At 55.5% G+C, this 25,445-nt stretch carries 23 protein-coding genes and 1 pseudogene; 8 read left to right on the top strand and 16 right to left on the bottom strand.

Annotated features, from left to right (window positions below; all coding sequences use genetic code 11):
* Window positions 1-84: 84 nt before the first annotated feature.
* The 11 genes and pseudogenes from ABRZ28_RS20600 to ABRZ28_RS20550 form a co-directional block, all read right to left on the bottom strand.
* Entirely contained in the window at window positions 85-534 is a 450-nt protein-coding gene (locus ABRZ28_RS20600) for an SH3 domain-containing protein (RefSeq protein ID WP_330521384.1), read from the bottom strand.
* 223 nt (window positions 535-757) lie between these two features.
* Entirely contained in the window at window positions 758-1,114 is a 357-nt protein-coding gene (locus ABRZ28_RS20595; RefSeq protein WP_330521383.1) for a hypothetical protein, read from the bottom strand.
* A gap of 430 nt (window positions 1,115-1,544) precedes the next feature.
* A pseudogene (locus tag ABRZ28_RS20590) lies at window positions 1,545-1,718 on the bottom strand (Imm74 family immunity protein); the annotation flags it as partial.
* A 56-nt stretch (window positions 1,719-1,774) separates the two neighbouring features.
* Complete coding sequence (locus ABRZ28_RS20585; RefSeq protein WP_330521381.1) at window positions 1,775-2,299, bottom strand: hypothetical protein; 525 nt, start codon at window positions 2,297-2,299, stop codon at window positions 1,775-1,777.
* 174 nt (window positions 2,300-2,473) lie between these two features.
* Window positions 2,474-2,839: a T6SS amidase immunity protein Tai4 family protein gene (locus tag ABRZ28_RS20580; RefSeq protein WP_319603359.1), complete on the bottom strand. Its 366-nt coding sequence runs from the start codon at window positions 2,837-2,839 to the stop codon at window positions 2,474-2,476.
* 43 nt (window positions 2,840-2,882) lie between these two features.
* A complete protein-coding gene (locus ABRZ28_RS20575) occupies window positions 2,883-3,065 on the bottom strand; it encodes a hypothetical protein (protein WP_330521380.1) in 183 nt (60 codons plus the stop codon).
* A gap of 36 nt (window positions 3,066-3,101) precedes the next feature.
* Window positions 3,102-3,503, bottom strand: a complete 402-nt coding sequence (locus tag ABRZ28_RS20570) for a Rap1a/Tai family immunity protein (protein ID WP_330521379.1) — start codon at window positions 3,501-3,503, stop codon at window positions 3,102-3,104.
* Between the two features lie 98 nt (window positions 3,504-3,601).
* Window positions 3,602-4,075, bottom strand: coding sequence for a hypothetical protein (locus tag ABRZ28_RS20565; RefSeq protein WP_330521378.1), 474 nt, complete (start codon window positions 4,073-4,075; stop codon window positions 3,602-3,604).
* 56 nt (window positions 4,076-4,131) lie between these two features.
* Complete coding sequence (locus tag ABRZ28_RS20560) at window positions 4,132-4,569, bottom strand: T6SS amidase immunity protein Tai4 family protein (RefSeq protein ID WP_319603355.1); 438 nt, start codon at window positions 4,567-4,569, stop codon at window positions 4,132-4,134.
* A gap of 810 nt (window positions 4,570-5,379) precedes the next feature.
* A complete protein-coding gene (locus tag ABRZ28_RS20555; protein ID WP_319603354.1) occupies window positions 5,380-6,849 on the bottom strand; it encodes an aldehyde dehydrogenase family protein in 1,470 nt (489 codons plus the stop codon).
* Window positions 6,850-6,968: 119 nt separating this feature from the next.
* Window positions 6,969-7,622 carry a TetR/AcrR family transcriptional regulator gene (locus tag ABRZ28_RS20550; protein WP_330521377.1) on the bottom strand — a complete coding sequence of 218 codons (654 nt, stop codon included), beginning with the start codon at window positions 7,620-7,622 and terminating at the stop codon, window positions 6,969-6,971.
* Between the two features lie 500 nt (window positions 7,623-8,122).
* Between ABRZ28_RS20550 and ABRZ28_RS20545 the strand changes: the two genes are divergently transcribed.
* From ABRZ28_RS20545 to ABRZ28_RS20515, 7 genes are all read left to right on the top strand, one after another.
* Window positions 8,123-9,226, top strand: a complete 1,104-nt coding sequence (locus ABRZ28_RS20545) for an ABC transporter substrate-binding protein (RefSeq protein WP_319603352.1) — start codon at window positions 8,123-8,125, stop codon at window positions 9,224-9,226.
* A gap of 75 nt (window positions 9,227-9,301) precedes the next feature.
* Window positions 9,302-10,390, top strand: coding sequence for an ABC transporter ATP-binding protein (locus ABRZ28_RS20540; protein ID WP_330521376.1), 1,089 nt, complete (start codon window positions 9,302-9,304; stop codon window positions 10,388-10,390).
* Window positions 10,387-11,268 (top strand): ABC transporter permease, encoded by an 882-nt coding sequence (locus ABRZ28_RS20535; RefSeq protein WP_330521375.1) that lies wholly within the window; start codon window positions 10,387-10,389, stop codon window positions 11,266-11,268. The genes ABRZ28_RS20540 and ABRZ28_RS20535 overlap by 4 nt, the downstream gene beginning before the upstream one ends.
* A 3-nt stretch (window positions 11,269-11,271) precedes the next feature.
* The gene (locus ABRZ28_RS20530; RefSeq protein ID WP_330521374.1) at window positions 11,272-12,105 is read left to right on the top strand and encodes an ABC transporter permease; all 834 of its coding nucleotides are present in this window, start codon (window positions 11,272-11,274) and stop codon (window positions 12,103-12,105) included.
* Window positions 12,102-14,171 (top strand): hydantoinase/oxoprolinase family protein, encoded by a 2,070-nt coding sequence (locus ABRZ28_RS20525; RefSeq protein ID WP_330521372.1) that lies wholly within the window; start codon window positions 12,102-12,104, stop codon window positions 14,169-14,171. Before ABRZ28_RS20530 ends, ABRZ28_RS20525 begins: the two co-directional genes overlap by 4 nt.
* Window positions 14,168-16,135, top strand: a complete 1,968-nt coding sequence (locus ABRZ28_RS20520) for a hydantoinase B/oxoprolinase family protein (RefSeq protein WP_330521371.1) — start codon at window positions 14,168-14,170, stop codon at window positions 16,133-16,135. Before ABRZ28_RS20525 ends, ABRZ28_RS20520 begins: the two co-directional genes overlap by 4 nt.
* On the top strand, window positions 16,132-17,358 hold the full coding sequence (locus ABRZ28_RS20515) for a M24 family metallopeptidase (RefSeq protein WP_330521370.1): 1,227 nt from the start codon (window positions 16,132-16,134) through the stop codon (window positions 17,356-17,358). Before ABRZ28_RS20520 ends, ABRZ28_RS20515 begins: the two co-directional genes overlap by 4 nt.
* A gap of 51 nt (window positions 17,359-17,409) precedes the next feature.
* Here the strand turns inward: ABRZ28_RS20515 and ABRZ28_RS20510 are convergent, their stop codons facing one another.
* The 5 genes from ABRZ28_RS20510 to ABRZ28_RS20490 form a co-directional block, all read right to left on the bottom strand.
* Window positions 17,410-18,333, bottom strand: coding sequence for a glycyl-radical enzyme activating protein (locus ABRZ28_RS20510; RefSeq protein WP_330521369.1), 924 nt, complete (start codon window positions 18,331-18,333; stop codon window positions 17,410-17,412).
* A gap of 62 nt (window positions 18,334-18,395) precedes the next feature.
* Window positions 18,396-20,876, bottom strand: a complete 2,481-nt coding sequence (locus ABRZ28_RS20505) for a pyruvate formate lyase family protein (protein ID WP_330521368.1) — start codon at window positions 20,874-20,876, stop codon at window positions 18,396-18,398.
* Between the two features lie 337 nt (window positions 20,877-21,213).
* Window positions 21,214-22,536 (bottom strand): MFS transporter, encoded by a 1,323-nt coding sequence (locus ABRZ28_RS20500; protein ID WP_413556118.1) that lies wholly within the window; start codon window positions 22,534-22,536, stop codon window positions 21,214-21,216.
* A gap of 51 nt (window positions 22,537-22,587) precedes the next feature.
* Window positions 22,588-23,937, bottom strand: a complete 1,350-nt coding sequence (locus ABRZ28_RS20495; RefSeq protein ID WP_330521367.1) for an amidase — start codon at window positions 23,935-23,937, stop codon at window positions 22,588-22,590.
* Window positions 23,937-24,632, bottom strand: coding sequence for a DUF2848 domain-containing protein (locus ABRZ28_RS20490; RefSeq protein ID WP_330521366.1), 696 nt, complete (start codon window positions 24,630-24,632; stop codon window positions 23,937-23,939). The genes ABRZ28_RS20495 and ABRZ28_RS20490 overlap by 1 nt, the downstream gene beginning before the upstream one ends.
* 89 nt (window positions 24,633-24,721) lie before the next feature.
* Between ABRZ28_RS20490 and ABRZ28_RS20485 the strand changes: the two genes are divergently transcribed.
* Window positions 24,722-25,438, top strand: a complete 717-nt coding sequence (locus tag ABRZ28_RS20485) for a GntR family transcriptional regulator (RefSeq protein WP_442878734.1) — start codon at window positions 24,722-24,724, stop codon at window positions 25,436-25,438.
* Window positions 25,439-25,445: the final 7 nt, after the last annotated feature.

Genomic DNA, 25,445 nt, shown 5'->3' with positions numbered 1-25,445 from the left:
TACCGTGAGCATCACATTATCACAGAGCGAAATGAAGTTATGACAAAGGTTAATAATGCTTATGCCGTGATTCTTGTTATTGAATTATTTGGTATATTTTACATCGTCATAATTCCCCGATATCTTTTTTAAGTAAAAAGAAGATGGAATATAACTCTGATGTCCATTGGGCTTATCTACCAGATGCCAATGAAGCGATGAATCATTGGCGACCAAAGTCGCTTTGCCATTTTTTCCGCCAAACCAGCTATCGAAAGTAATAATCGCTTTTGCGCTTCCATCCACTTTCCCTCGAATATTGGTTTCATCATCTCCTGAGCAATCTATTCGGTTTCCACCTTGATAAATCAGACAATAGCGGCCAATAATTTTTCCTGAAGATTCATGCAGCCATATTTGCATTGATACATCATCAGCATCTTGAGAACTCTTGGCTTCTCCTATCCATTGTCCTGTATATAATGAGGAAGCATAAGTGAAACTGGTTACAGTGAATAAACCTAAAGCCATTATCGTCGTTTTTAATTGTTTCATTTGATCACCACTTTAGTGCATCGATTCGCTCGATTGTTTTATTTAACTTCCATCATAATTAATTATTATGATGGGGGGATTTTCATTTTAAATTATTAATTGAGTTAATCAATACTTCATTACGCATGCACGATATCTGTGCGTTGACTGGCCTATGATTAGTCAGCCATTTGCTAGTGTGTTGTGCAGGTAGACTGATCCAGAACGAGTTTCTATACTACATTTAATTTGTTAGTTTTGGCGCTACGCCGGTATCATTAGGTTGTAATTGTTTCTGTTTTACCCATCCCTCTACTTGTTGTCCATTTTTATTTAAGTAAATCACATAATAATATCCATTGTAGTCTAAATAAGCGTTAACTTTATCCCCAGGAATAATGAACAATTGCTTATGTCTGCAATCTTGACTAGGAGCCGTATAAAAATAAGACCTGTCTTTCCCAATAACAGTGTATCCATTATCTGTACTATCAAAATGGGTAGCCTTTTCCTGCGCTTTTTCATCAATAGACCTGCAATCAGTATTGGCTACAACATAAGATGAAAAAAACAATATCATAATTAACAATTTATTAATCATAGTAAAACCTGCGAAGTTGAAAATCACAGAAGGGGAGTGTGTGCGGCCAACGAATTATCTAAAGTTATCTATGGGATGAAAGCTCCCACCTTCTGTGCCAGCATCTGTATAACTTAATCATACATGAGATTTTTACGGCCTTTAATCAAGTTTTGTTAATTTTTTAGAATTGATTGTTTTTGTATGGTCTTTTATTATTCTCCTTTTCCACCGTCGTATCAAGTTTACCTTTGACGGAGATAATTTCCGTTTCGCCTTTTACCGCCTGCACTAATTTGCTTCCACGAGGTCGCGCGTCTTGCTCATGTAATGGCTGTGTTTGCCGCTGATGGGACGTCAGTGCCGAAGGGGGAGAAAGAGAAAAACTCGGACAGTGCTTCACTGCCGTTTATCCTTCAGAAAGGCTGGCCTTCCACGGGCAACTGAAGGATTATTCAAACTTGACTTCCATATATGTTCCTGCTGTTTTTTTTATTGCTTTATCCATATATTCTTTTTTTATTTCTTCCGTTAGCTCTTCTTTTTCATACGGTGGTTCAAAATTTTTCATCGATTTAATATTGACTATGAATCCACTGATTAGCATTTCTCCTTCCGCCTTAACGCTGACGTCACCGGAAACTCATAGCTATGATCAACGTTCATAAAAACCCCGTAAACTTAGTAAGTTGTGCCAATCCATATGCCGTAAAAAATCAGTATACTCCCAGCGGAGACAAGACATTTTGCCAATATCAAGAGCGTCGGGCCAAAATTGTTTGAAAGAGATGATAATTTTGCATAATTTTCAAAGGTATTATGCTTATGATGGAAGTCCAGCATTCTGCTGAACGCGGTACAAAGCATTACCACGAGGAACTTCATTCCCCACATAGATAGTAAGGAGGCCGGGAGAATGATCGTTGCCGTTTTTGCGGTATGTTCAGAAATAAAAGGCCATACAGTAAGAATGTTTTTTAACGCTAAGCCAAATATAACCATGCCTATAAGTATGAAAATAGGTATTAAAGCAAAAAGAATCCAATTCCTTTGATTAAAACTATCTTTCCCATTCCAGATGTAGAGTAATGTAATCACCCAGGAAGTAATAAATCCCAGCCATGCCATGACGTTCAATCTCCACTTAGCTTGGTTAATCAACTGCCAATACACAGTAGTAGCACTTGCCAGTGATAATCGTTCCATCTACGAACCGTTCAGTTAATCAATTGAAACTTATCATGTTAAATATTCAACAAATCTGCATCCGATACTGGTGAAACACATACGTTTTTGGCAAATACAGTTTCCTGGTAAAGATAAAATATCTCACGAATACATTCTTACCCTTTTCTTTAAGTGCTATACCCCGTGAAGGCATTAATTGTCTGTTTTGTCTTTAAAGTTGTTAACAAGATCTCGCAATTCTTTACTGTGATAAAAATCAATACATTTCGCCGTTATCATTGGCTCGCCAGATTGACTGCCATATTGCTTAGCTAAAAACTTCTTAGCCAGGTTTCTTGTCGCAATATGAGCTTCGAGAGAATAATTGCCAAACTCCAGATAGCCGCTGGCAACCGCCGCCGCATCATTCTTGACTTCTTCCGAATGATATCCTTGCGCTAAGCAAGTACTTAATGCGTAATTCTTCAGATATTCTTCTGATGTGTAATCTACCCGGGCAACAACAGGCGTTGAAAATATAGCTAAAAGGGCAAGGCCATAATTTATTTTAGCAGTCATATCAGTGACCCTTCGTTTCATTTATCAACATGTCATATTTTCCTTAGTCATTTTCACTATACAATTTTCTAAGCTCTGAAATCTTAGTTGCGCCCAATGAACCAATTTTATCTGTCAAAACCGAATCGATTTCCAGATCGTTATTTTTATCTATGGTGAGAATAATAGATTCAATTGCGATGCTGGAGGGTAATTCATAATATTTGAAAGGTAATAATATCAGCATAAAGGTTTTTCCCCATCTACACTACTGAACGGGTCATCACTTTCTCCTTTCTTTGCATGAATTGTTTTGTATTAAAGCCTCTTCAATCAGGCGAGAAGCTCTTTCCTGTAATCTTTCAGCAGGTAATTTTTTAAAATATGAAAATACAATTTCTTCTAAAGTGATTGATTTCAAAATATTATAACTACACCAGGATTTTCCTTCTGTGGCATCTAAAACACCTAATAGATACATATCAGCTTGTTGTCTTGCCTGGTTATCATTTTGAGCAGTCCATGCACGTAGAAGATCTGTACCGCTAAGATTCACATCGTTACGAGAAATTTGTCCCTCTATGAGTGCAGGATCGATTCTTTCTTGGTTAGCTGAAGCCAGTGGCGATATCACTAGCATCGAACAGAAAACCGCAGACAGTAAAAAATAATTTTTATTTACCATATAAACATCACTCGATATAAATGTATTCATTCACGGTAGGGTAGATATAGACGCTTATTTAAAAAATGTAAAACCGGATGCCTATTTATTATTTTCCCCTAATGGTTCAGGAACCGATAGTTCTTCTCATCGCTTCCCTTTTCTTTACATAGCAGTGTTCGATTCAATGTCTTTTGGCTAATGCGAAACTGTACGCCGTCAAAAACTAATCCTTGCCCCTGAGTTCCACATTGTTCACCTGATGGAAGATTCCAGATTTCCCGTTCATCGGCCGACACTGGGTTACCGAGAATAATAAACACCGCCTCTGCGTTTACGTCAGGATAACCATATCGCCGGGGGGAAGAACCGCCATTGCGCAAAAAGTAGCATGGACCAGTCAGGGCAAGATGATGCACTTTTTTCTGCCCCGAAGATGAAACTTCTAACTGACAATTCCGCTGATTTTGGATCAGACTTAATTTATGATCTTTGAAGGTAAAACTATCAGAGACGGCATACTCCGCATAGCTTTGCGGGCTGATAAACAGCAGCGAGAAAACGGCGAGGGTATATTTTTTCATCGTTTTCATAGATACTCCAGTCATGACTTCTTTTCCTAAGAACTGCATAAATTTGAAAGCTTTTATTATGGATTATCCTGATACCAGGTATGGTCGGGATCGCCGTCAATAACTTCGCGAGACAACTTGTCAAGATCTGGACTATGGTAGAGACGCAGGCAATTTAACGTCACGCCTTTGGTATCCGGTCCGTTTTCACGGTGTGACGGATTATAGATCGACTTGTATTTATCGATCAGCGCATTCACTTTCTGATCGGCGTTTTCAATATCAAAAGGCATCCATTCTCTCATTGCATTTGCTGTTCTGGCCGCATCCAGAGAAAAGAGCGTGTCTTCTGTTGATACCAGTGCAATACAGCGGGCTAAAGCCAATTCTTTAACCACCTGGTGATATGGCATTTTTTTTATAAAATCAACAGGGTCGAACGATGTTTTATCAGCGGCGTGAACGATGGCGACTAACAGTATTGAACATAACGGAAATAGAATAGATCGTTTCATCACAATTCTCAGAAATTGGTTTTTTTTTCGTATAACTGGCATCGGTATTATTGAAATAGCAATGTTATGAACAAAGATTACCTATTCCAGAATGTACTGTCGCCTCTCTTCAGACAGAAATTTAGAATAAAATTAATCCTTTTTTAATAACTCGATGGGCAATTATTGATCATTAACAATCAAATCTGATTTTCCTACGCTTTATTCAGATAATCAATTCAATCTAATGCATGATAAAAATACTATTTCTCATCTTCGACAGAGACTGTCTTGTTTGTCTGTCTGAGAATAGGATAGTCTGTATAGTTCAGTACGTAGCTCATCCTCGCAGCACAACTATTTTTCCATCTGACCGCGCCCGTAATCTCAAAATTTTGACCAAGACATAGCTACCGCACGGACTCTACGCAGAGTAAAGACGGGTTTGTTATTTGGGATTGCCAAAGATTAATGGCGTAATTCTACATAGAGCGGCCGACAATTCAATAATGTTCTCGTTACTTAAAAAGTGCTAATTATATGAAATGTTCAAAAAATGATTCGATGATCGTTACATATCGTGGAGTGAACGAGTCAATTGAGCGCCATGCAGGTGCTGTTTCCTAAGCGGACATCACGCGCCTAACGGTAATGCCGGAAGCCGTGAAATGCGGCTCTGGAACGTAGTTCAGTCTTTTCCATGAAGGGCGACTGGGTGCGCAGCGACACGCCCGACGATCAACTTTGTACGTCGCTGCGGCCGCTGGCTGCAAACAATTTTTGTACGCTGGCGCATCTGCTGGAAATTACGCCGGACTATTTATCTAATGCCTATTTGCTCGCCCAGATAACCTTGCCTTGGGTGAATTCCCTGATGCCTTCCACGCCGAGTTCCCGCCCGATGCCCGACTGCTTGGCGCCGCCGGTGGCGACCAGCGGATGGATCGCCATATGATCGTTGATCCAGACCGTGCCGGTATCGATCTTTCTGGCAATTTCGATGCCGCGTTGCCAATCGCCGGTCCAAATGGTGCCGCCCAGGCCGTATTCGCTGGCGTTGGCGCGGCGGATGACGTCGTCGATGTCGGAGAAGGAGAGTACCGGCAGCACCGGCCCGAACTGTTCTTCGCGCACCAGCCGGGCGCTATCGTCGATGTCGCGCACAATGGTGGGGCGAACGAAATAGCCGGGGCCTTGATGGGGCGTCCCGCCGGCGATAATCGAACCGACTGGGCGCGTCTCTTCGATCAGCGCCAGCACCCTATCGAACTGCGCCTTATTTTGCAGCGGGCCGTAATCCGTCTCCGGGTTGGCGCCGTCGCCGATCGTCGCCGCGTCGGCCAGCCGCGCCAGCTCGGAACTGACCGAGTCGTAGAGTGAGTCGTGTACGTAGACCCGCTTCACGGCAAAACAGATCTGACCTGATGTGATCATGGCGGCGGCGAAGATCTTGCGCGCCGCCTCGACGGGGTCGGCATCGTCGAGCACGATGGCGGCGTCGTTGCCGCCCAGTTCGAGCGTCACTCGCTTGATCGAGGTAGCCGCCGAGGCCATGACCTTTTTGCCGGTGGCGGTGGAGCCGGTGAAGCTGATTTTAGCGACGAGCGGGTGTCGCGTCAGGGTTTCACCGAGATCGTTGTTGTCGACGATGGCGTTGACCACGCCCGCGGGCAGATGCCCGGAACAGATTTCCGCCAGACGGATACCGGAAAGCGGCGTGGTGGGCGCGGGCTTCAGCACGACGGTACAGCCCACCAGCAGCGCCGGAATGAGCTTCACCGCCAGCAGCAGCAGCGGTTGATTCCAGGGACCGATCGCCGCCACCACGCCAAGCGGCGTGCGATACTGGATAATTCTTTTTTCCTCGTCGTCCAGTTCCGGCTCCTCGGGCAGGTCGATGCTGCTCAGCGCGCGGAACAGTCCCACCGTGTAGGCCACTTCCTGCGCCGCTTCGCGCAACGTTTTTCCCTGCTCGGCGGTTATCAGGCCCGCCAGTTCGTCGGCCTGTGTTTCGATATCGGCGGCGATGGCCAGCAGCGCATTCCGACGCTCGGCGATATCGCGCGCCGCCCAGGCAGGAAAGGCACGCGCCGCCGCCTGGACGGCCTGATCCACCAGTGCCGCATCGGCGCGTGCGACGCTGGCGATGATTTGCTCATTAGCCGGATTGATCACATCAAGCGTCGCTGCGCCGTCCACCGATTTTCCATCAATTATCATTTTGTATGTCGCCATTCGAACTCTCCAGATAATGGGATTGCCGCATGCCGGCGGCAGAACAGGTGGGCAACCTCTGGTCAACAATACGCCGTGAGGTCAGGTTTATTGCCGCTCCTTGGGCGTGGAGCGGCACGCAATAATTTTATCGATTGATAAAATTTAGGCTGAAATGACTTGAACTGTCAAGCGAGCGTTCGGGATCACTCAATCTTGGGAGTGACGCGGCGAGCGGCGATCAGGCCTTTCAAAGCCGCGGATAGAGAGTGGGCATATTCCTGAATAAAGGCCTCGGAGTGGGTGTCTACCGAGGACATCTCGGCAATCAGCGAGCGTTTCGCGAAGATGATCGAGGCGCCGGACATGAGCGCAGTAAGACTCACCGCCCAGATTTGCTCGCTATCCGTTTCAGGCCAGGGACTATTGGTCACGCAGCGGAAGAGGCGTTCGGCGACAGGTTTCAGACAGGTCTCCGCCAGCCAGCGGGATCGATCGTTAGACTGTCCGGCGGCGCCGACGATGAACATGGACCATTCCGGATGTTCCGCGACGAAACGGACGAACAGGTACGATACCTCAGCTAAGCGACGATCGCCGTCCTGAATTTGTTCGATGGTTTCGTTCAGGAAATGGAGCTGTTTGTCGGTAATGGCGCTTGCCGCAGATTTCCATAACGTTTCCTTGTTGTCGAAATGATAGGCGATGGCCGGTTGATGGACTTTGGCGCGACGTGCGATTTCCCGCAAGGATGCGCCGTCGAAGCCGGACTCGGCGAAAACGCCAAGCGCGGCGCGGAGAATACGTTGTCGGCTGTTTTGCTCCTGCTGCTTCAGCGGGATCGTCTTTCGTTCTGTCATCGGATTCAGGGCCTGTTTTTGGGAAAAACGCTGCTTGGCGCGTGTTTGCGTGACACGCTAACGAATTAGTCTATAACAGAACATCTGTATCGTTGAAGCACAGCCCTACACCGATACAACTTTTTCACGCAGACTCCGGCACCAAGACAGAAGGGCGATAGAACCGCCATGATATTAAAAAAGGGAGAGGTGCAAAAAGTTCGGGATGCCAACGGTCAGACCGAAAAGCGCCAGTTGCGCTTTACATTAGCGTTGACGGGTAAACAAAAATTTAGGCGGCGGGCGACGGCGTTTATCGGGCTGATATTTATCGGATAAAGAAATGGAGCCCATCAATTTTTGATAGGAAAAAACGATGGTTAAGCCGAAAAACGGATAACTATTGCCAATATAGTAATTTTACAATAATTCACAATGCTTTTATTTTTCATGCCCGGTTCGCATTCGTCCAAGGCTGGCGAAGGCGATAAATAAAGGTGTGGAAAAGAAGGTATATCGCTATGACGGCGTTTAAATCTCCGCTGGCGCGTTGCGCCATTAGTCGCCGTTCCTTTCTGGCGGGCGCTGCGGGCCTGGGTGTGGCCGCTCTTTTTCCTGCGCGCGGCTGGGCGCAGAGCGCTTCCACGGTGACGCAGTTTATCTGGACCGGCGCTCAGGAACCGGTTCCCCGTCGCCTTGCCCGCGAGTATGCCGCCGCCAATCCCCACGTGAAAATCGATATCATTGCCGGCACCAACGCCAGTACCTATCCAAAGCTGGCGGTTTCCAGAGATATCGATCCTGATTCGCCGCTGGTCAATTTCGGCTTCTTTAATCTGGATGCCGCTGAGCGCGGCAAACTTGTCGATATGTGGTTGCCGATCGATGAGGCTACCGTACCCAATGTCGCGCACATTTTGCCGGCGTATCGGCAGAAGGACGATCTGGGCGCGATCTTCTGTATGGATGCCGGCGGGCTGGTCTACAACACCGCGAAATTCGGCGCCGCTGCGCCCGATAGCTGGGACGCGATTTTTGATCCGGCGCTCAAGGGCAAAGTCGCTCTGTTTGATGGTTTTTGGGCCGGAAACGGTCTGGTTGCCGTCGCCAAGCTGCATGGCGGCGGAGAAGACGATATCGAACCCGCTATTGCCCTTTACGAAAAGGCGGCGCGTGACGGTCAATTCCATTCGTTGGTTACCTCGAATGCCCAGTTACAGCAGCTTTTAGTCTCCGGAGAAGTCGTTCTGGCGCCGCATTTTCGCGGCGTGGCGTTGCCGTGGGCCAAGGGCGGCGCGCCTATAGGCTATAGCGCGCCGAAAGAAGGGCAGGTGGCTTTCCCGGAAGGTTTTCAACTGGTCAATGGTTCCAGCGAAGCGCAGTTGAAAGCGGCCCGTGAACTGATCAATCTGTCGCTTTCCGCAGAAAACGTGCTTGATTACTGCCTGACGGCGAATGTCATTCCCCTCACCGACAACGTCAAACTTCCGGCGGAAATCGCCGATGATCCGACGATCGGCGCTGACGCGATTAACGCTGCGCTGCAACTCGACTACGCGAAAATCGCGGCTAACGGGCCGAAATGGTCCGCGCTGTGGAATAAACGGGTCAAAGCCAATATTTGATGGGCGAACACGCCTGGCTCGGCGCAACTACCCGCTGCGCCGGTCTGTCTTTTATCCATTAACCGGGAGAAGTGAATGGCCGACGTGGTGCTCAAGGCCGTCGAAAAATTATTCGGTGCGGAGCGGGTGGTCAAGTCGATCGATCTGTCTGTGAAAAATGGCGAGTTTTTTTCGCTGCTGGGGCCATCCGGCTGCGGAAAAACCACCACATTGCGGATCATCGCGGGTCTTGAAACGCCTTCGTCCGGCGACGTGCTGATAGGCGGTCAGCGGATGAACGACATTCCCATTAATCGCCGTCCGACCAATCTGGTGTTCCAGAAACATGCGCTGTTTCCTCATCTTAACGTTTTCGACAATGTCGCTTTCGGGCTCAGGCTGAAACGCATCGGTCAGGCGGAGCTTGTCCGTCGCGTCGAAGAGATGCTGGACGTGGTGAATCTCTCCGGGTTCGAGGGGCGTCGCGTCGCCGGGCTTTCCGGCGGTCAGCAACAGCGGGTGGCCGTTGCCCGCGCATTAGTGAATCAGCCCGATGTCCTGTTGCTCGACGAGCCTCTGGGCGCGCTGGATTTTAAACTGCAACTGCGGCTGCAACGGGAGTTGAAACGTATTCAGCGTTCGACCGGCACCACGTTTATTTACGTCACTCATAATCAGGCCGAAGCGCTGAGTCTCTCCGACCGATTGGCGGTAATGAATGGCGGCGTGGTGGAACAGGTGGGGACGCCGGCGGAAATGTACCTGCGCCCGGCGACAAGTTTTGTGGCCAGCTTTATCGGCCAGACCAATCTGGTTGAGGGGACGGTGCTGGCAGCGGAAGACGGGGTGCGGCGTGTTGAAGACGGCGAGTTTTCCATGCTGGTCGATACGGTGCCGTCAGCGCACCTCGGCGAGCGCGTGACGCTATCGTTGCGTCCCGAACGCATCGCCATCTCGCCCGATGCCGGCATGACGAATCAGGCGGAGGGCGTGGTGACGGAAGTCGCATTTCTCGGCGCGACCGTGCTGTATCGCGTTCGTCTGGCCGATGGTCGGCGGCTACAGGTGCAATCGCTGGCCAACGTCGCGCCGCTGGGAGAAGGGCATCCGGTACGGCTGGGCTGGTCCGCCGATTCCGCCGTGCCGATCCGCGCCACCTCGCTGGCCGAGGATTCCGAAGAATGAGCTCGCCGCCGCTTATTTCATTGCCGCCTGCGCTAAAGCGGCGGCGCTATATAAAGTTGGCCTTGCTGTTGGGGCCGGGATTCGTGCTGGTGGTGCTGCCGTTTGTCGCGTCGATGCTGATGCTTGGCGCCTATTCGTTCAATCTGCGGGACATTTCTGGCGCGGGACCGGGCTTTTCGGTCTGGTACGCATTTCTAAGCGATCCGTTCAACTGGCGGGTTATCTGGCGCAGCATCTGGATCGCCGCATTAGCCAGCATCATCACTTTGCTGATCGCTTATCCGACCGCGGCGGCCTTGTTGCGGGTGCGTAGCCGTTTTTATCTCGCTTTTGCTTATGTGGCGCTGTTTTCGCCATTGCTGGTAAGCGTTATCTCCCGCTCTTACGGATGGCTGCTTCTGCTGTCGGAATCGGGCTTGATTAACCAGCTGTTTTCCCTTTGGGGGATAGGGCCGTTTCAACTGGTGTTCAACGAGACCGGCGTGATTATCGCCCTTGTACATGTGCTGTTGCCCTATGCCGTTCTGCCGCTTCTCAACATCATGGCGCAGGTACCGGCGACATACAGAGAGGCGGCGCGCGATCTCGGCGGGTCGGAATGGACGGTTTTCGTCAAAGTCACTCTGCCATTGACGCTGCCGGGGGCGATTGTTGCGATCAAAATTATCTTTGCACTGTCGATAAGCGCCTTCGTCACCCCCAGTTTGCTGGGCGGCGGGCGGGTGCTGACGCTGTCGCGTCTGCTTTACGACAATATCGGGCTTATCGAATGGGCGATGGCGGCGGTGCAGGCGCTTGTTCTGCTGACGACCACGCTGGCGGTGCTTTTCGTTCTGGAGCGGATCAACCGTTCCACCCATGCGGCAAGGGAGGTTTGATCGATGAATGAATCTGCGCTGAAAACCTGGAGTTTACGTCTCTTTCTTGCGCTCACGCTGCTGTTTATGCTGGCGCCGATCTTGATCGTCATGATCAACTCGTTCAATACCAGCGCGTTCAATGCCTGGCCGCCGCAGGGATTCACGCTCGATTGGTATCGTCTGGTGCTGGGTAATCGCGCGTTTCAGACCAGTATGCTGAATTCGCTGATTGTTGGCGTTCTGGCTACGGGCATTGTGCTGTTGCTCGGTCTGCCGATGGCATATGCGCTGGCGCGGTTGCGCCTTGGCGGCCTGAGCGCCATGAAATCCGCCGTGTTTGCGCCGCTGGTCGTACCGCGCGTCGCCATCGGCTTCTCGCTGTTCGTGCTGTTCGTCACGCTGGGTACGGCGAGCGGTTTCCGTCTTTACGGCACCTTCTCCGGCATTATTCTCGCCCATTGCATCGTTATGCTTCCCTTTGTGGTGACCATTCTGACCGCCAGCCTGGGCGAGGTGGACCCTATCGTCGAGGAGGCCGCCTGCGATCTCGGCGCGACGCCGTTGCAGGCTTTTCGTCTTGCCGTTTTGCCGCAGATAAAAGGCGCGCTGATCGTCTCCGGCGTTTTGGCCTTCGTGACCTCGTTCGATGAGGTGGAAATGACGCTGTTCATCGTCAAGCCCGCCGTCAACACGCTGCCGGTTGAGATGTATCATTATCTCGAACAGTATCAAGACCCCGCTATCGCGGCGCTGTCAACGCTGCTTATCGCTTTTACCTTCCTGCTCGTTTTAATCGTCCCCTTTATCGTCAAGGGGAACGAGCTGTTTCGCATGATTACATCAGGACGCTCATGAACCATCATCCGCGCTATCGACTTGGGATTGATATCGGCGGCACCTTCACCGATCTCGCCGTAGTCGAGGAAGCCAGCGGCAAAACGCTGACCCTTAAAACCCCATCGGTACCCGCCGATCCGGCGCGCGCCGTTCTCAACGGCATCCGCATTTTGCAACGTGAATACGGTATTTCGCCTGCGGATATCGGCTATTTTGTCCACGGCACGACGCTTGGCCTGAACACCCTGTTGCAACGCAATGGCGCGACCACCGGGCTGCTTGTCACCCGGGGCTTTCGCGATCTGCTGGAGATCGGACGGCTGCGGCTGCCCGATCCCACCAACTATTATGTCGAGCGCATCCGCCCGCTGGTTGCGCGTCGCCACGTGCGTGAAGTCGCGGAGCGAATGCGCGTTGATGGCGCCGTCCTGACGCCGCTGGATCTGGATGCCGCAACCGAAAGCGCGCGTGATCTTGCCAACGCCGGGGTGACATCGCTGGCTATCGTGCTGATGCACGCCTATCGCAACCCGTTACATGAACGGCAATTGGTTGAGCACCTGCGCCGTGAATTGCCGCAGCTGTATGTCTGCGCGTCGCATGAGGTTTGGCCGCAGCAACGTGAATACGAGCGCGGGTTGTTGACGACGATGAACGCCTTTATCGGTCAGAAAATGAGCCGCTATTTCGATCGCCTACAGGCCGATATGGATGACGTCGGCATGAAGGCGATGGTTCTGACCACCAAGTCAAATGGCGGGGTTATGGCCGCCGCGACGGCGGCGCGTTCGCCGGTGGAGACGCTGCTTTCCGGGCCGGCTTCGGGCGCGATGGGGGCGCTGATGACCGGCGTCGCCAGCGGCAACCGTAAGTTGATCGGTTTCGATATGGGCGGCACCAGCGTCGACGTCGCCATTATCGACGGCGATATGCTTTATTCGACGGAGAGCCAGATCGGCGATTTTCCCTTGATTATGCCTGCCGTCGATATCTCTTCCATCGGCGCCGGCGGCGGCTCCATCGCCTGGCTCGATAGCGCCGGCATTCTGAAGGTCGGGCCGCAAAGCGCGGGCGCCATGCCGGGGCCGGCTGCTTACGGACATGGCGGCGACAGGCCGACCGTGACGGACGCCTATGTGCGCATCGGGCTCTATTCGCCGCAGCGCATTCTGGGCGGCGGTCTCAGGCTGGATCGCGACCGGGCCGACGCCGCGCTGGCGACGCTGGCCGCGCCGCTGGGTCTGACGACGGCGGAGGCGGCGCAGAGTATTCTCGATGTGACCACCGCCAACATGTTTGCCCAGTTTATGCCGCTGATGGCCAGAAAAGGCATCGATCCACGCGACTTTCGGCTGTTGGCTTACGGCGGCGCGGGACCGCAACATGCCTTCCTGCTGGCCAGAGAGGTCGGCGTAGAGGCCGTGGTGATCCCGGCTTCTCCCGGCACGCTTTGCGCGATTGGCAGCCTGGGCGCGGATCTGCGTCAGGATCTGATTCACACTCTGCCGTCCGGGTATCCTGACCCTGACGCGCTGGCCACCGGCTACGATGCGTTAACGGAGCAAGCCCTGACATGGCTGGCGACGCAGCCCCTGGAAACGTCGGAACGGAGCCTGCGCCTTTCCGCCGATATGCGTTATCACGGCCAGTCGTTCGATTTAACCGTGCCGCTGCCGGCGGACAAGTTTGACGCCGTGCAGCTGCCTGCGCTGATTAGCGACTTCCATCGCGCCTATGCGCGCATTTACGGTTTTTCCGACTCTTCGGCGCCGGTCGAGATCACGAATATTCGCGTTACCGTGCGCGGCGTCACGCCCAAAGCCCCTCAGCCAACGCTGTCGGCAAGAGGGGATGCCGGCGCCGCGCCCGAACCGCGCGAAATATTGCCGATTATCGAAAACGGCGACACGGTGCCGGCGCGCTTCTTCGAGCGTGCCGCTCTGCTTCCCGGGCAGGTGCTTGAGGGGCCGGCGGTGATAGAAGCGCCGGATACCACGATTTATCTGCCGGGCGATTTTACCGCCGTCATTGACGACTATGGCAATTTGATCGGCCGGCTACGCGCGCAGGAGGAACGGACATGAAGACCAGTCGGGTCCAGCTTGAAATCTTTCGTAATCGTTTTCAGGCGATTGTCGAGGAGATGGCGTCGGTGACGTTGCGTACCGGTTTTACCGTCTTCGTGAAAGAAACCTCGGATTTCGGCGCCTGTCTCGTTGCGCCGTCCGGGGAGGTGCTGGCTGCGCCGACGGAAACATCGGTCAGCCTGATGGTCGGTCTGCCGGGCTGGGAAGCCATCGGCGCTTTTGATGAATACGAAGAGGGCGACGTTTGTATCGCCAACGATCCCGACACGACGCGCGGTTTGTCCACCCATTTGCCCGATATCTGGGTATGGCGGCCGCTTTTCGTCGACGGCGAAATCATTGCCTTCGCCTTCAATTTTATCCACTCGTCCGACGTCGGCGGTCGCGTACCCGGCTCCATAACGCCGGTCGCCGGCGATATTTGGCAGGAGGGTCTGCGTATACCGCCGCTGAAGCTGATCCGCGCCGGTCGGATGAATGAGGATATCGTCAGAATAATTCTGACCAACTGTCGCATTCCCGACCAGAACTGGGGCGATATCAAAGCCGAGCTTGCATCGCTGGCGACGGCCGACCGGCGCGTAAAAGAGCTGGTGGCGCGTTACGGCGGCGAGGCGGTGAAAAATGGCATCGTCGATCTGCTTGCCAGCGCCGAAACCCGCGCCCGGCAAATTATCTCACGCATACCGGATGGGCGCTATTTTGCCTCGGATTACATGGAGGTTGAAGCAACCGGCGGGCGGCCGATTCGCATCGCCCTAACCATGACCGTCGAGGGCGACGCGCTGACGCTGGACTTCACCGGCTCGGATCTACAGGTTAAGGCGGCTTTCAATCTGCCGACCTACGGTCAACCCGGTCACTATATGCTGAGTCTGGCTATTCTGAACTATTTCCGCACGTTGGATCCGGATATTCCCTACAACTCAGGGCTGACGCGTCCGCTATCGATGATTTTGCCGCAGGGAACCATCGTCAATCCCGATCCGGGAAGGGCTTGCGGCGTTCGCGCCGCCACGTTCATTCGCGTGATGGATTGTATTATGGCTTGTCTGGGGCAGGCTTTGCCGTCCGTGACGCCGGCGAACAGCGCCGGGGCTATCGCTATTGTGCTGGTCGCCGCCATCGATCAAGAAACCGGGCAGCGCAGGATCACCGTCGCTCAGCCGCTATCCGGCGGGTCGGGAGGACGGCCCGCGCAGGACGGCATTGAGGGAACGAGTTTTACCGGCGGATGGCTGCGTAATGTTCCCAATGAAGTGCTTGAGGCGGAAATGCCGGTGCTGGTTGAAGAGTATGGCTATGCCGCCGACAGCGCCGCGGCCGGCGAATGGCGCGGCGGTTCCGCCATTCGTTTCCGCATGCGCAATATGCAGGCGGGTACGGTTCTGACCGCGCGCGGACTGGAACGTTTTCGTTTCAACGCCTGGGGCGCGTTGGGCGGCGCCACCGGGGCCAATACGTCCGTGGTGCTCAATCCGCAAGGCGCGGCGCAATCGCTCGGGCAGATCGATCTTGTCGAGCTGGAACGTAACGATGTGATCGAGTTCATTTCCCCAACCGGCGGCGGGTATGGCGATCCCGCCAAGCGTGCGCCATCGCGCGTTCTGCATGATGTGCTGGATGGCTACATCAGCGCGACGACGGCGCGCGCGGACTATGGCGTGGTGATTGAAAATGGCGAGGTGAATCAGGCGGCAACCGAACGCTTGCGACAGCGTTTGCCGCCGTCGGCGGGAACGCGCAAAGGTGACGCGCGCGATGCGTTCGATGCCGCCTGGCCGGAACAGGTTCAGCATGATCTGATCCTGGCGTTGCTTGCCCAGCCTTCATCGGTACGGGACGCATTGCGCCCGTTGCTTGACGCGCAAGTGGGCAAACGTCTGGCGGCGGGAGAGCCCTGCGATCGCACGACACTCGATCGCCTGATTATTGAAATTCAAAATGGGGAGGGCCGATGAGCGCCAATTTAACCACGAGCCGCAACGCCGTCGATATGCAACGCTTCCGACGTTTAATGGCGGCGGCGGAACTGGATGCCGTCATCGCCTGGGGCGGCGCGAATTTTCATTATATGACGGGGTATCAAAATTATTTCGACAACCCCGGCGGTTCGATTGCCCTGCTTCCGGCCGATCCAGCCCAAAAGGGGATGGTTCTGGTCGCCAGTTGGGTTGAAGAGTCGGCGAAAGAAAATATCAGCATCGCCGATGTGCGCACCTATCCTCTTTGGCTGGAGATTGCAGATATTGACGAAATCCGATCCGGGCGTGCCAGTCGCCAGCCGAAACCCAGCCCGCGCTTCGATATCGCCCGTAATATGACGACGCTTGCGGAGGCGGTGAACGCCAGCGGTCTGGGGCATGGGCGCATCGGCATTGAAATGAACCTGGTATCCGCGGCCGCTTTTGCATTGCTTAGAGCCCGGCTTCCCCACGCCACCTTTGTGGAGTGCGGCGGTTTGTTTACCGATCTGCGGGCGATTAAGTCTCCGTTTGAGATCGCGTGTCTGCAAGAGGCGACTCGCTTCGCGGAGGCGGGGTTGCTGGCGGTGGCGTCGACCCCGCTTCGCGGGTTGGATACGCAAGGCTTGAAGATGATTTACGATAACGCCTGCGCCGAACGTGCGGCCAGGATGCCAGATGCCGGCTTTATGGCCACGCGCGTCACCGCCTCGATCGGCGTCGACATCTCTCCGACTCTCACCGGCGGCGCCCGTATAACAGGCAATGAATCGGTATTTTTCGATTGCGCGGCTTCAATCCGCGGCTATGGATCCGATACCGGTCGAACGCTGATTTTCCATCCGCCGACTGATGAGATGCGTCGCATTATGGATGCGGTGTGCGCCGGCATGGATGCTGGAATTGCGCTTTTGCGCCCGGGTACCGCCATGTGCGAGATTTTCCATGCCGGTCAGAATGCGGTGCGTAAGGCCGGACTTGACTGGTACACCCGCGGCCACATCGGTCATACGATAGGATTAGGCATGGGCGAACAGGCGCCTTATCTTTCGCCCAACGAAACGCGCGCGCTTGAAGCCGGCATGGTCATCGCGCTGGAAACGCCCCTCTATATCAAGGGGCTTGGCGGATTTCAGGTTGAGGAGTGCTTTGTCATCACCGATACCGGACATGAAAAGATCACCAGCCTGCCGCGGGATTTTATTACCGCTGTTTTGTAATCCGGCCAATTCTGCCGCTCGCAACGGCCTGCGCTTTCGCAAACGCGGGCGTCAGGCAGAGGTGTGATGATTTTCCTGTTCGACCAGAACCACCTCCAGTCCGAATGCGGACAAGATCTCTCTGGCTTCTCTGACGCGAGGGCGTTTATTTTCATAAACGTGGTAGGTTTTTCCCAGCGCTTCGTATTTCGAAGAGCCGAATTCGTGATAAGGCAGAATTTCAATGGCGGGCAGGGCGATCTCCTTCATAAAGGCGCCCAGGCGGAAAAGGTTGTCGTCGTCGTCGTTAAAACCGGGGATCAGCGGCAGGCGCACCAGCACCGGAAATCCGCGTTTGCCGAGACGGCGGGCGTTTTCCAGAATATATTTGTTATCGCGTCCGGTCGCCGCTTTATGGCGAGCGGCGTCCATATGTTTTAAATCCAGCAGGATCATATCGGCATGGGGCAATAGCTGCTCCAGCCGCGACCAGGGCGCGTAGCCGCTGGTGTCGAGACAGAGATGAAAGCCCATTTCGTCGTGCAGCTTTTGCAATAGCGCTTGCAGGAATACCGGTTGCGACAGAATTTCCCCGCCGCTACAGGTTACGCCGCCCCCGCTTTGCATGAAAATGCGCCAATGCTGGCGCACCTCGTCCACGACTTCGTCAACGCGCATCTTGCGTCCCGACAGCGTGCGGGCGTCGTTGGCGCAGGCCTCGGCACAGGCGCCGCAGCTTTGGCACAGGGTTCGATCGATGGCGACGCCTTTTTCCGCTAAAGAAAGCGCGCCGGACTGGCAGGCGGCGACGCAGGCGCCGCAGCTGACGCAGTTTGCCGCGAAATAGAGCAATTCCGGCTTTCTGCGTTGCGACTCCGGATTGGCGCACCAAAGGCAGGATAAAGGACAGCCTTTGAAAAATACCGTCGAGCGTACGCCCGGCCCGTCATGCAAACTGAAATGCTGAATGTCGAAAATAACGCCCTGCGGTTCCATTGCGCTAACCCTGATAGAAGAGGCGGCGCTTGTGCGCCGCCTCGGTAGTTTTAAACCGTCCGTTAAAACGAGAGTTCGGTCCGCGCGATAATTTCGTCCTGCACCCCTTTATGGAGGCGGGTGAAATAAGCGGAGAAACCGGCCACGCGCACGGTCAGGCCCTTGTAGTCTTCAGGGCGGGCCTGCGCCTTGCGCAAGGTTTCCGAACTCACCACGTTGAACTGGATATGCGAGCCGTTGCGGTCCATATAGTCCTTGATCAGCGCCAGAAGTTTGCGGGCGCCGCCAATCCCCGCCAGCGCCTGCGGATGGAACTTCATGTTGAAATGATTGGAGCCGTATTTGACCGTATCCAGCGCCTGGGCGGCGGAGGTCAGCAGGGCGAGCGGGCCTTTGCGGTCCGAACCGGGGGTGGCCGAGACGCTGGCGTCGGTCAATGGCGTACCTTGCTTGCGGCCGTTGGGCAACGCGCCGGTCAGAATGCCGAAGTAATTGTGGATGGAAAGCGAGAACGCCTCCAGATTGGCGCCGTTGTCGCCGAAAAAATTGTCCTGAACGTCGAGCGAGTGGAAAAGCGTCCACGCATCGTCATATACGCGGCGGATCAGCGCGTCGGTTTCGGCATCGCCATTGCCGTGTTTGGGAGCCTTCAGCAATTTGTTGTGCAACGCGTCGTAGCCCTCGAAATCGGCGGCCAGCGCGGCCAGCAATGCGTCCCATCCGACCTCTTTCTCGTCGTAAATCACCTGTTTGATTGCCGCCAACGAGTTGGCGACATCCACTCCCGCCGTCGAGATGACGAAATAGAGATAATAATCCGCCCCGCCTTTGTAGATGTCCTTGCCGCGCCGGCGGCTGCCTTCGTAAAGCGATGAACGGAACGGCACCGGCACCGTATCGCCCAACGCCTTGTTGGACAGCGATCCCAACGGCCGCACCTGCTGGAAAAGATGCAGAACCTGCTGCGAGTAGGCGGCGTAAAGCTGTTCGAAATCCGCAAAATTTCTCGGATCGCCGGTTTTCGCGCCGACGGTCAGGCCGGTTGCGGGATCGATGCCGTCGTGCAGCGCCAGCTCCAGCGCCTTGGCCAGATTGAACGAGCCGCCTTCGTGCAGAAACGCCGTTTTGCCGGCGATGCCGGTGGCGACGCAGCTCATGTTGATGCAATTTCTGGCGTCTTCAATGGTGACGCCGACTTTGGCGTAACGGGTCAGCAGGCGTTCGATGACCACGCGGTTGTTCAGCCACTGCGGCTGTCCGAGTCCGGTGCGCTCAAGATCGACCGCCTTGAGCAGAAAATCCTCCGCCAGACCGTCATGGTAAAGGATCGTGATGGTGGGCTGAATGGTCTGCAACTCTATCTGCGTATCGAGCAGAATGTAATCCAGTTCCGTGGTGGCATCCCGGCCGCCGGCGTCCAGCCCGCCCAGATTGATGGTGTGGCCGGTGTGGCCCGATCCCTGTCGGGCGGCGATCACCCCGGAATAGAAACCGTAGGACAAAATCTTGACGAACAGCGCTTTGAGCCAGCTTTTCGCCTGTTCGGCGGTAAGGCCGTTTTGAGTTTTGTCCGCCTGGTAATATTTATCCAGGTACTGTCCCAGCCTGCCGGGGGACGACCCGCAGCCGCTTTGCTCGATTTGGATCCCCAGATGAATAAACCACCAGCTTTGCAGCGCCTCGCGGAAATTTCTGGGCGGATTTTCCGGCACGTGACGCGCAACCTCGGCGATCTCCAGCAGTTCGGCGCGACGTATGGGATCGTCGGTTTTACCCGCTTCGCGTTCGGCCAGATCGGCGTAGCGGCGCGCCAGGGCGATCACCGCTCTGAAGGTAATCAGGATGGCTTTGTAGTAATCGATTCTGTCCGATTCCGCCGCCGTTCTGGGTACCGCGCGCAGGCGATCTTCGGTTTCGCGGATGATATCGTTCAGCCCCCGATCGATAAAGCCGGCGTAATCGACGTTGCCGGCGCCGACGGTGTAGCGCGCCGATTCGGTGAACAGACCGGCCGCCACGCCTTCTTTGGGATCAAGTCCCAACAGATCTCGCGCCAGTTCGCGGGAACGGGCTTCGGCGTTTTTATCTTTGAAATAGTCGGCGGCCGCGGCCAGCAGTTCCCGATCCTTGCTGGAAAGCGAAACCTCGCCCAGATGGGAGACGATCGGTTGGTCGAGCTCTTCGGCGATCCACTCCGAACCGTATTCGGGATAGACATAGACCCCGGCGGGATAAGAGGTAACCGATCCCACCAGCGGGTTGTCGTCGAGAAATAGCGTCTTCTGTTGCAAAACCTGTTCGAACACGCGGGCTCTTAGCAGTATGGCGGGTTCGGTGCCGTATTTCTGATACACATCCAGCAGATGGATCAGGCGTTCGGTATCCACCTTTTGAGGCGAATCCAGTAACTGCTCTTTAATTTTCAGCGCCGCCTGCAAGGCGCGCTCCGCCTTCTCGTCGTAAGTCAGCTTTCCATCCGCCTCGAAAATCGATGGGGAAAGCGCTATATCCTCTTTCAACAACGCGCTGCCGCTTGGTGGCATGATGATCTCCTCCATAATCAGGTAAAGATGCCGCAATATTATTGGCTATTTTGTATACAGATCTTGGATGTAGAGATCCCGACGATAAATATCATTAGGATGGGTTACAAATAAATCATTAACATTAGTATTGTTAATATTAACATTTGTATGCTTTTCAATCAGTTTGGCGTCGGCGCGCTCGGGGATTATGGCGGGAATGTTTAAAAGGTATGGCGCGGTCCGCGGCGGATGGCCATGGTGTTGGGATGAGTTATCCGTCTGAATTCCCCAGGCAGGCTGGGGAATGATTGAATTATTTTTATGCTTTCGCTTGTTATCTGCGCTTGTCGTCGGCTTATAGCGATTTATGCGCCGTTTCTTTGGCGGCCCATACCGCCCAGAGGGTGATAAACAGCGCCAGCGACACATACAGCGATATCGCCAGCGTACCGCCGTAAGCGCTGAACAGCGAGGTGATGATCAACGGCGCAAAACCGCCCCCGACGATCCCCGCCAGCGTATAGGCCAGCGACGACCCCGCATAGCGCACATGGGTGGGAAACTGCTCGGTGACGAATGCCGCCTGCGGCCCGTACATCGCCGCGTGAATCAGCAGCCCGACCACCACCGCGATGCAGATCTGCACCGGCTGCGCGCTGTCCAGCAGCACGAAGAAGACAAACGCCCAGATCACCGCCGCCAGCGCGCCGCCCATATACACCGGCCGACGACCGAAGCGGTCGGAAAGCATGCCGAACAGCGGCACGGCGATGGCGTTGCCGCAGGCCCCCAGCATGGTGGCCGTCAGCGCCAGCGGCCGCGGCAGGTGCAGCACCGTCGTCACGTAGGTCAGGGTAAAGACCACCACCAGCGCGTACAGCACGTCGGAACCGATGCGCGCCCCGCCGGCGATCAGCAGCGAGCGCGGATGCCGGCTGAACACCTCGCGGATCGGCGCCTGAGTAATGTCCTTGTTTTTTTCCAGCTTGAGGAAGGCGGGCGTCTCGCCGACGCCGCGGCGCAGCCACAGGCCGAAGACGACCAGCACCAGGCTCAGCAGGAAGGGAATACGCCAGCCCCATTGCTGGAAACTGTCCGCCGACATCGACAGCGTAACCAGGGTGATAAAACCGGTGCCGATCAACGTGCCGCAGGACGGCCCGACCTGAGCGAACGAAGCGTTGCGCCCGCGCTGATGCGGCTTGCCGTGTTCCATTGACAACAAGACCGCGCCGGCCCATTCGCCCCCGAGCGCGATGCCTTGTACAAAGCGCAGCGTAACCAGCAGCAACGGACTCCAGATCCCCCAGGTGGCGTAGCCGGGCAGTATCCCCATCAGCGCCGTGGTCACGCCCATGATGATCAGCGTGGCGACCAGCACAAAACGTCGCCCCAGCACATCGCCCAGATGACCGAACACGATGCCGCCGATCGGCCGCGAAACATAGCCGACGGCATAGGTGGAAAACGCCAGAATGGTACCCACCAGCGGGTCGAACGAAGGGAAAAACACATGATTGAAAATCAGCGCCGCCATAATGTTGTAAACGGTAAAGTCGTACCATTCCAGCGCGGTGCCGATGGAACTGGCCGCGGCCAGCTTACCGGTATTCGGCGTCCCGACGTCCTGTTCCTGCGGCGTCACCCCTTGCGCCGTGTCGTTGGTAGCGGTATTCATCATTATCTCAGCTCCTGTTAACTCAAAGAAGACGGCGATGCCGCCGGAAAATTAGGCGTCGGCAAGACAACGCTCAATCGACAGCGCCCACCCCAGCAACGCGTCGTCGTGCAGCGGCAATCCCGCCGCCATCAGCCCGACCGGCGCATCGCCCGGCGGCTGACACGGCAGCGAAAGGGCGCAGCCGTCCAGGAAATTGATTACCGAAGGATTGCGCAGCGCCGCGCCGTTGATGCGGAAATAGGCGTCGTCATCCGCTTCCAGTTCGGCGATGGTCGGGGCGATAAAGGGGACGGTGGGCATCAGCAGCGCATCGTAGTCTTGAACTTCGGCGTTCACCCGCCGCTGCCAGTCGGCGCGCTGCTGCGCCAGCAGCAGCCGATCGTTTTCCCCCAGCGCGGCGCCGCGGCGAATACGCGACAGCACCCGCGGGTCGTACTCGTCCGCATGGCCGGCGATCAGCGGCTGATGCCAGCGCCATGACTCCAGCGCGGTGAAGCCGCCGGCGGCGTTGATGGCGGCCAGTTCGGCGAACGCCGCGCAGGGCAGGGCTTCAATGCGCGCTCCCGCCTGCGCCAGACGCCGCAGAGTCAGCTCGAAGGCCGCGGCGACCGCGTCGTTTAGTTCGTCCAGCACCAGCGTTTGCGGCACGCCAAAGCGCGCCTGCGCCAACGGCCTCGCCTGCGGCGTCAGTGGTTGCGCGGCGATTAGTCCGTCCAGCGCGATACAGTCGGCGACGCCGTGCGCGATAACGCCGATGGAGTCCAGCGACGGCGACAGCGGCAGCAGTCCTGTATCATCAATGCGGCGGGCGGTGGGCTTATAGCCGGTCAGGCCGCAGAATGCCGCCGGAATGCGCACCGAGCCGCCGGTATCGCTGCCGACCGCGCCGAAACACATGCCGTCCGCCACCGCCACCGCGGCGCCGGAAGACGAGCCGCCCGGAATCCGCCGCGCGTCGCGATCCCACGGATTGACCGGCGTGCCGTAGTGTGGATTGATCCCCAGACCGGAATAGGCGAATTCGGTCATATTGGTCTTGCCCACCACCACGGCGCCGGCCTGCAAGAGCCGCGTGACCACGGCGGCGTGATTCGAGGCGGGCGGAGCGGCCGCCAGCGCGCGGGATCCGGCGGCGGTCGGCTCGCCGGCGACATCAAACAGGTCTTTGATGGAAACCGGCACGCCGTCCAACGCCGAGAGCGGACGCCCCGCCGCGCGCCGCCGGTCGGCCGCCTGCGCCTGTTGTCTGGCCGTATCGGCGTATAGCCGGGTAAAGGCGCGCGCCCCTTCGCCCAGTGGGTCGGCGATGCGCGCCAGCGCGGACTCGGTCAGATCCATGCTGGTGAACGCGCCCGTCGCCAACCCGGCGGCGGCCTGCTGTAAAGTGAGTCTTGCCATCACGCCACCACCGGCAGTTCAATGCTGCGATAGCTGTGGCTGAGGGTGCGGCCCAGTCGTTCGTCCACCAGCGCCATGCGGAACTCCGCCGCCGGGCGAATGCCGCCAATCGCCGCCATGGTGCCGCAGGTCATGGCCAGACCGTCAGCCTGCGCCGCGCTGGGCGCGTCCGTCGCCAGATAGCGTTGCAGCAGCGTCATCGGCGGTTGCAGGCTGGCCAGCGTACCCTCCTGGTAGAGACGGAAGTCGCCGTCCTCCTTGATCCACGAGCGCAGAATCAGGCTGTCCCAGTGCTCGATGACTTCGCGCAGCGGCCAGGCGTCCCGCGCCACCGGCTTGACGCACAGCTGTTTCGACAGCGCGACGCTGTGCGCTTCCAGCCGACGATCGGTATGATCCGACGCCAGCGAAACATAGAGTTCGCCGCCGTGGGAGAAGATTAACGGTTCGGCCTCGCCGGAACTGGCGTCGCCGATCACTTCAACCACCGGGGATTGCGTGAGCTGATTCGCCGCCACGCGATAGAACAGCGGAATTGCACTAGGCTGAGGCACGCCGATCGCTTCCAACTCCCGAATATGGTGCAAAACCGCCTGACGATCGCGCCCGGTCCAGCCGGCGATCACCAGACGATCGATATCAACCTCCAGCGCCGTCGCGCCGCTTTTTTCCGCTAAGTTAAAGGCCAGTTTCATAAAATCCCCGCTCCAACTAAAATTACTGTGAAATTTCACACGACTTTCATTACGGTATTAAGCGATTTTCGTGCCATGTTTTGTGTACTATGTATCTAAAGATTTTTTCGTTGCAGGAGCTATGGGTGAAGAGCGTGGAGGAGCGGCGTCAGGCATTGCCGACGGTGGAGGAGAGCGGACTGTCGCAGAACGAACTGGCCTACCGGCGATTTAAACAATCGCTGGTGACCTTGAATTACAAGCCCGGAGAGTATTTGAATACCGCGCAGGTGATGAATGACCTGGATATGGGCCGGACGCCGGTCAACCAGGCTATCCATCGTCTGGCGAACGAGGGGTTACTCCAGGTGATCCCGCGTAAGGGCGTGATGGTGTCTCCGCTGTCCATTAACGATGCGCTGGAGCTGATCGACGTGCGCCTCACCAATGAACGGCTGTGCATACGGCTGGCCAGCCAGCGCGTGACGCAGGCGCATATCGCCGAACTGCGCGATCTGAATCAGCAGATTGCCGAGGCCAGTCAGGCCCGCGACCGGATATTGATGATGACGCTGGATCATGAATTCCATCAGATGCTGGCGCAGATCGCCGGCAACAGCACGCTGAGCGATATCCTCAGCGTGCTGCACGCCCGTTCGCAGCGCTTTTGGGCCAGCACGCTCTCCCGGGAAGAACACCGGCAGGAGGTGGTGGAAGAGCATCGCGCCGTGATAGACGCCCTGGCGCAGCAGGACGCCGCCGCCGCGGAGGCCGCGGTGGAAGCCCATATCCTGTCGTTTCGTCACGCGCTGCTGCACGCTTACTGAGAGGCCG

Source organism: Brenneria sp. g21c3 (genome assembly GCF_040240345.1).
In the GTDB taxonomy this organism is placed as follows: Bacteria; Pseudomonadota; Gammaproteobacteria; order Enterobacterales; family Enterobacteriaceae; genus Brenneria.
This window is presented reverse-complemented; position numbering and strand designations above follow the sequence as displayed.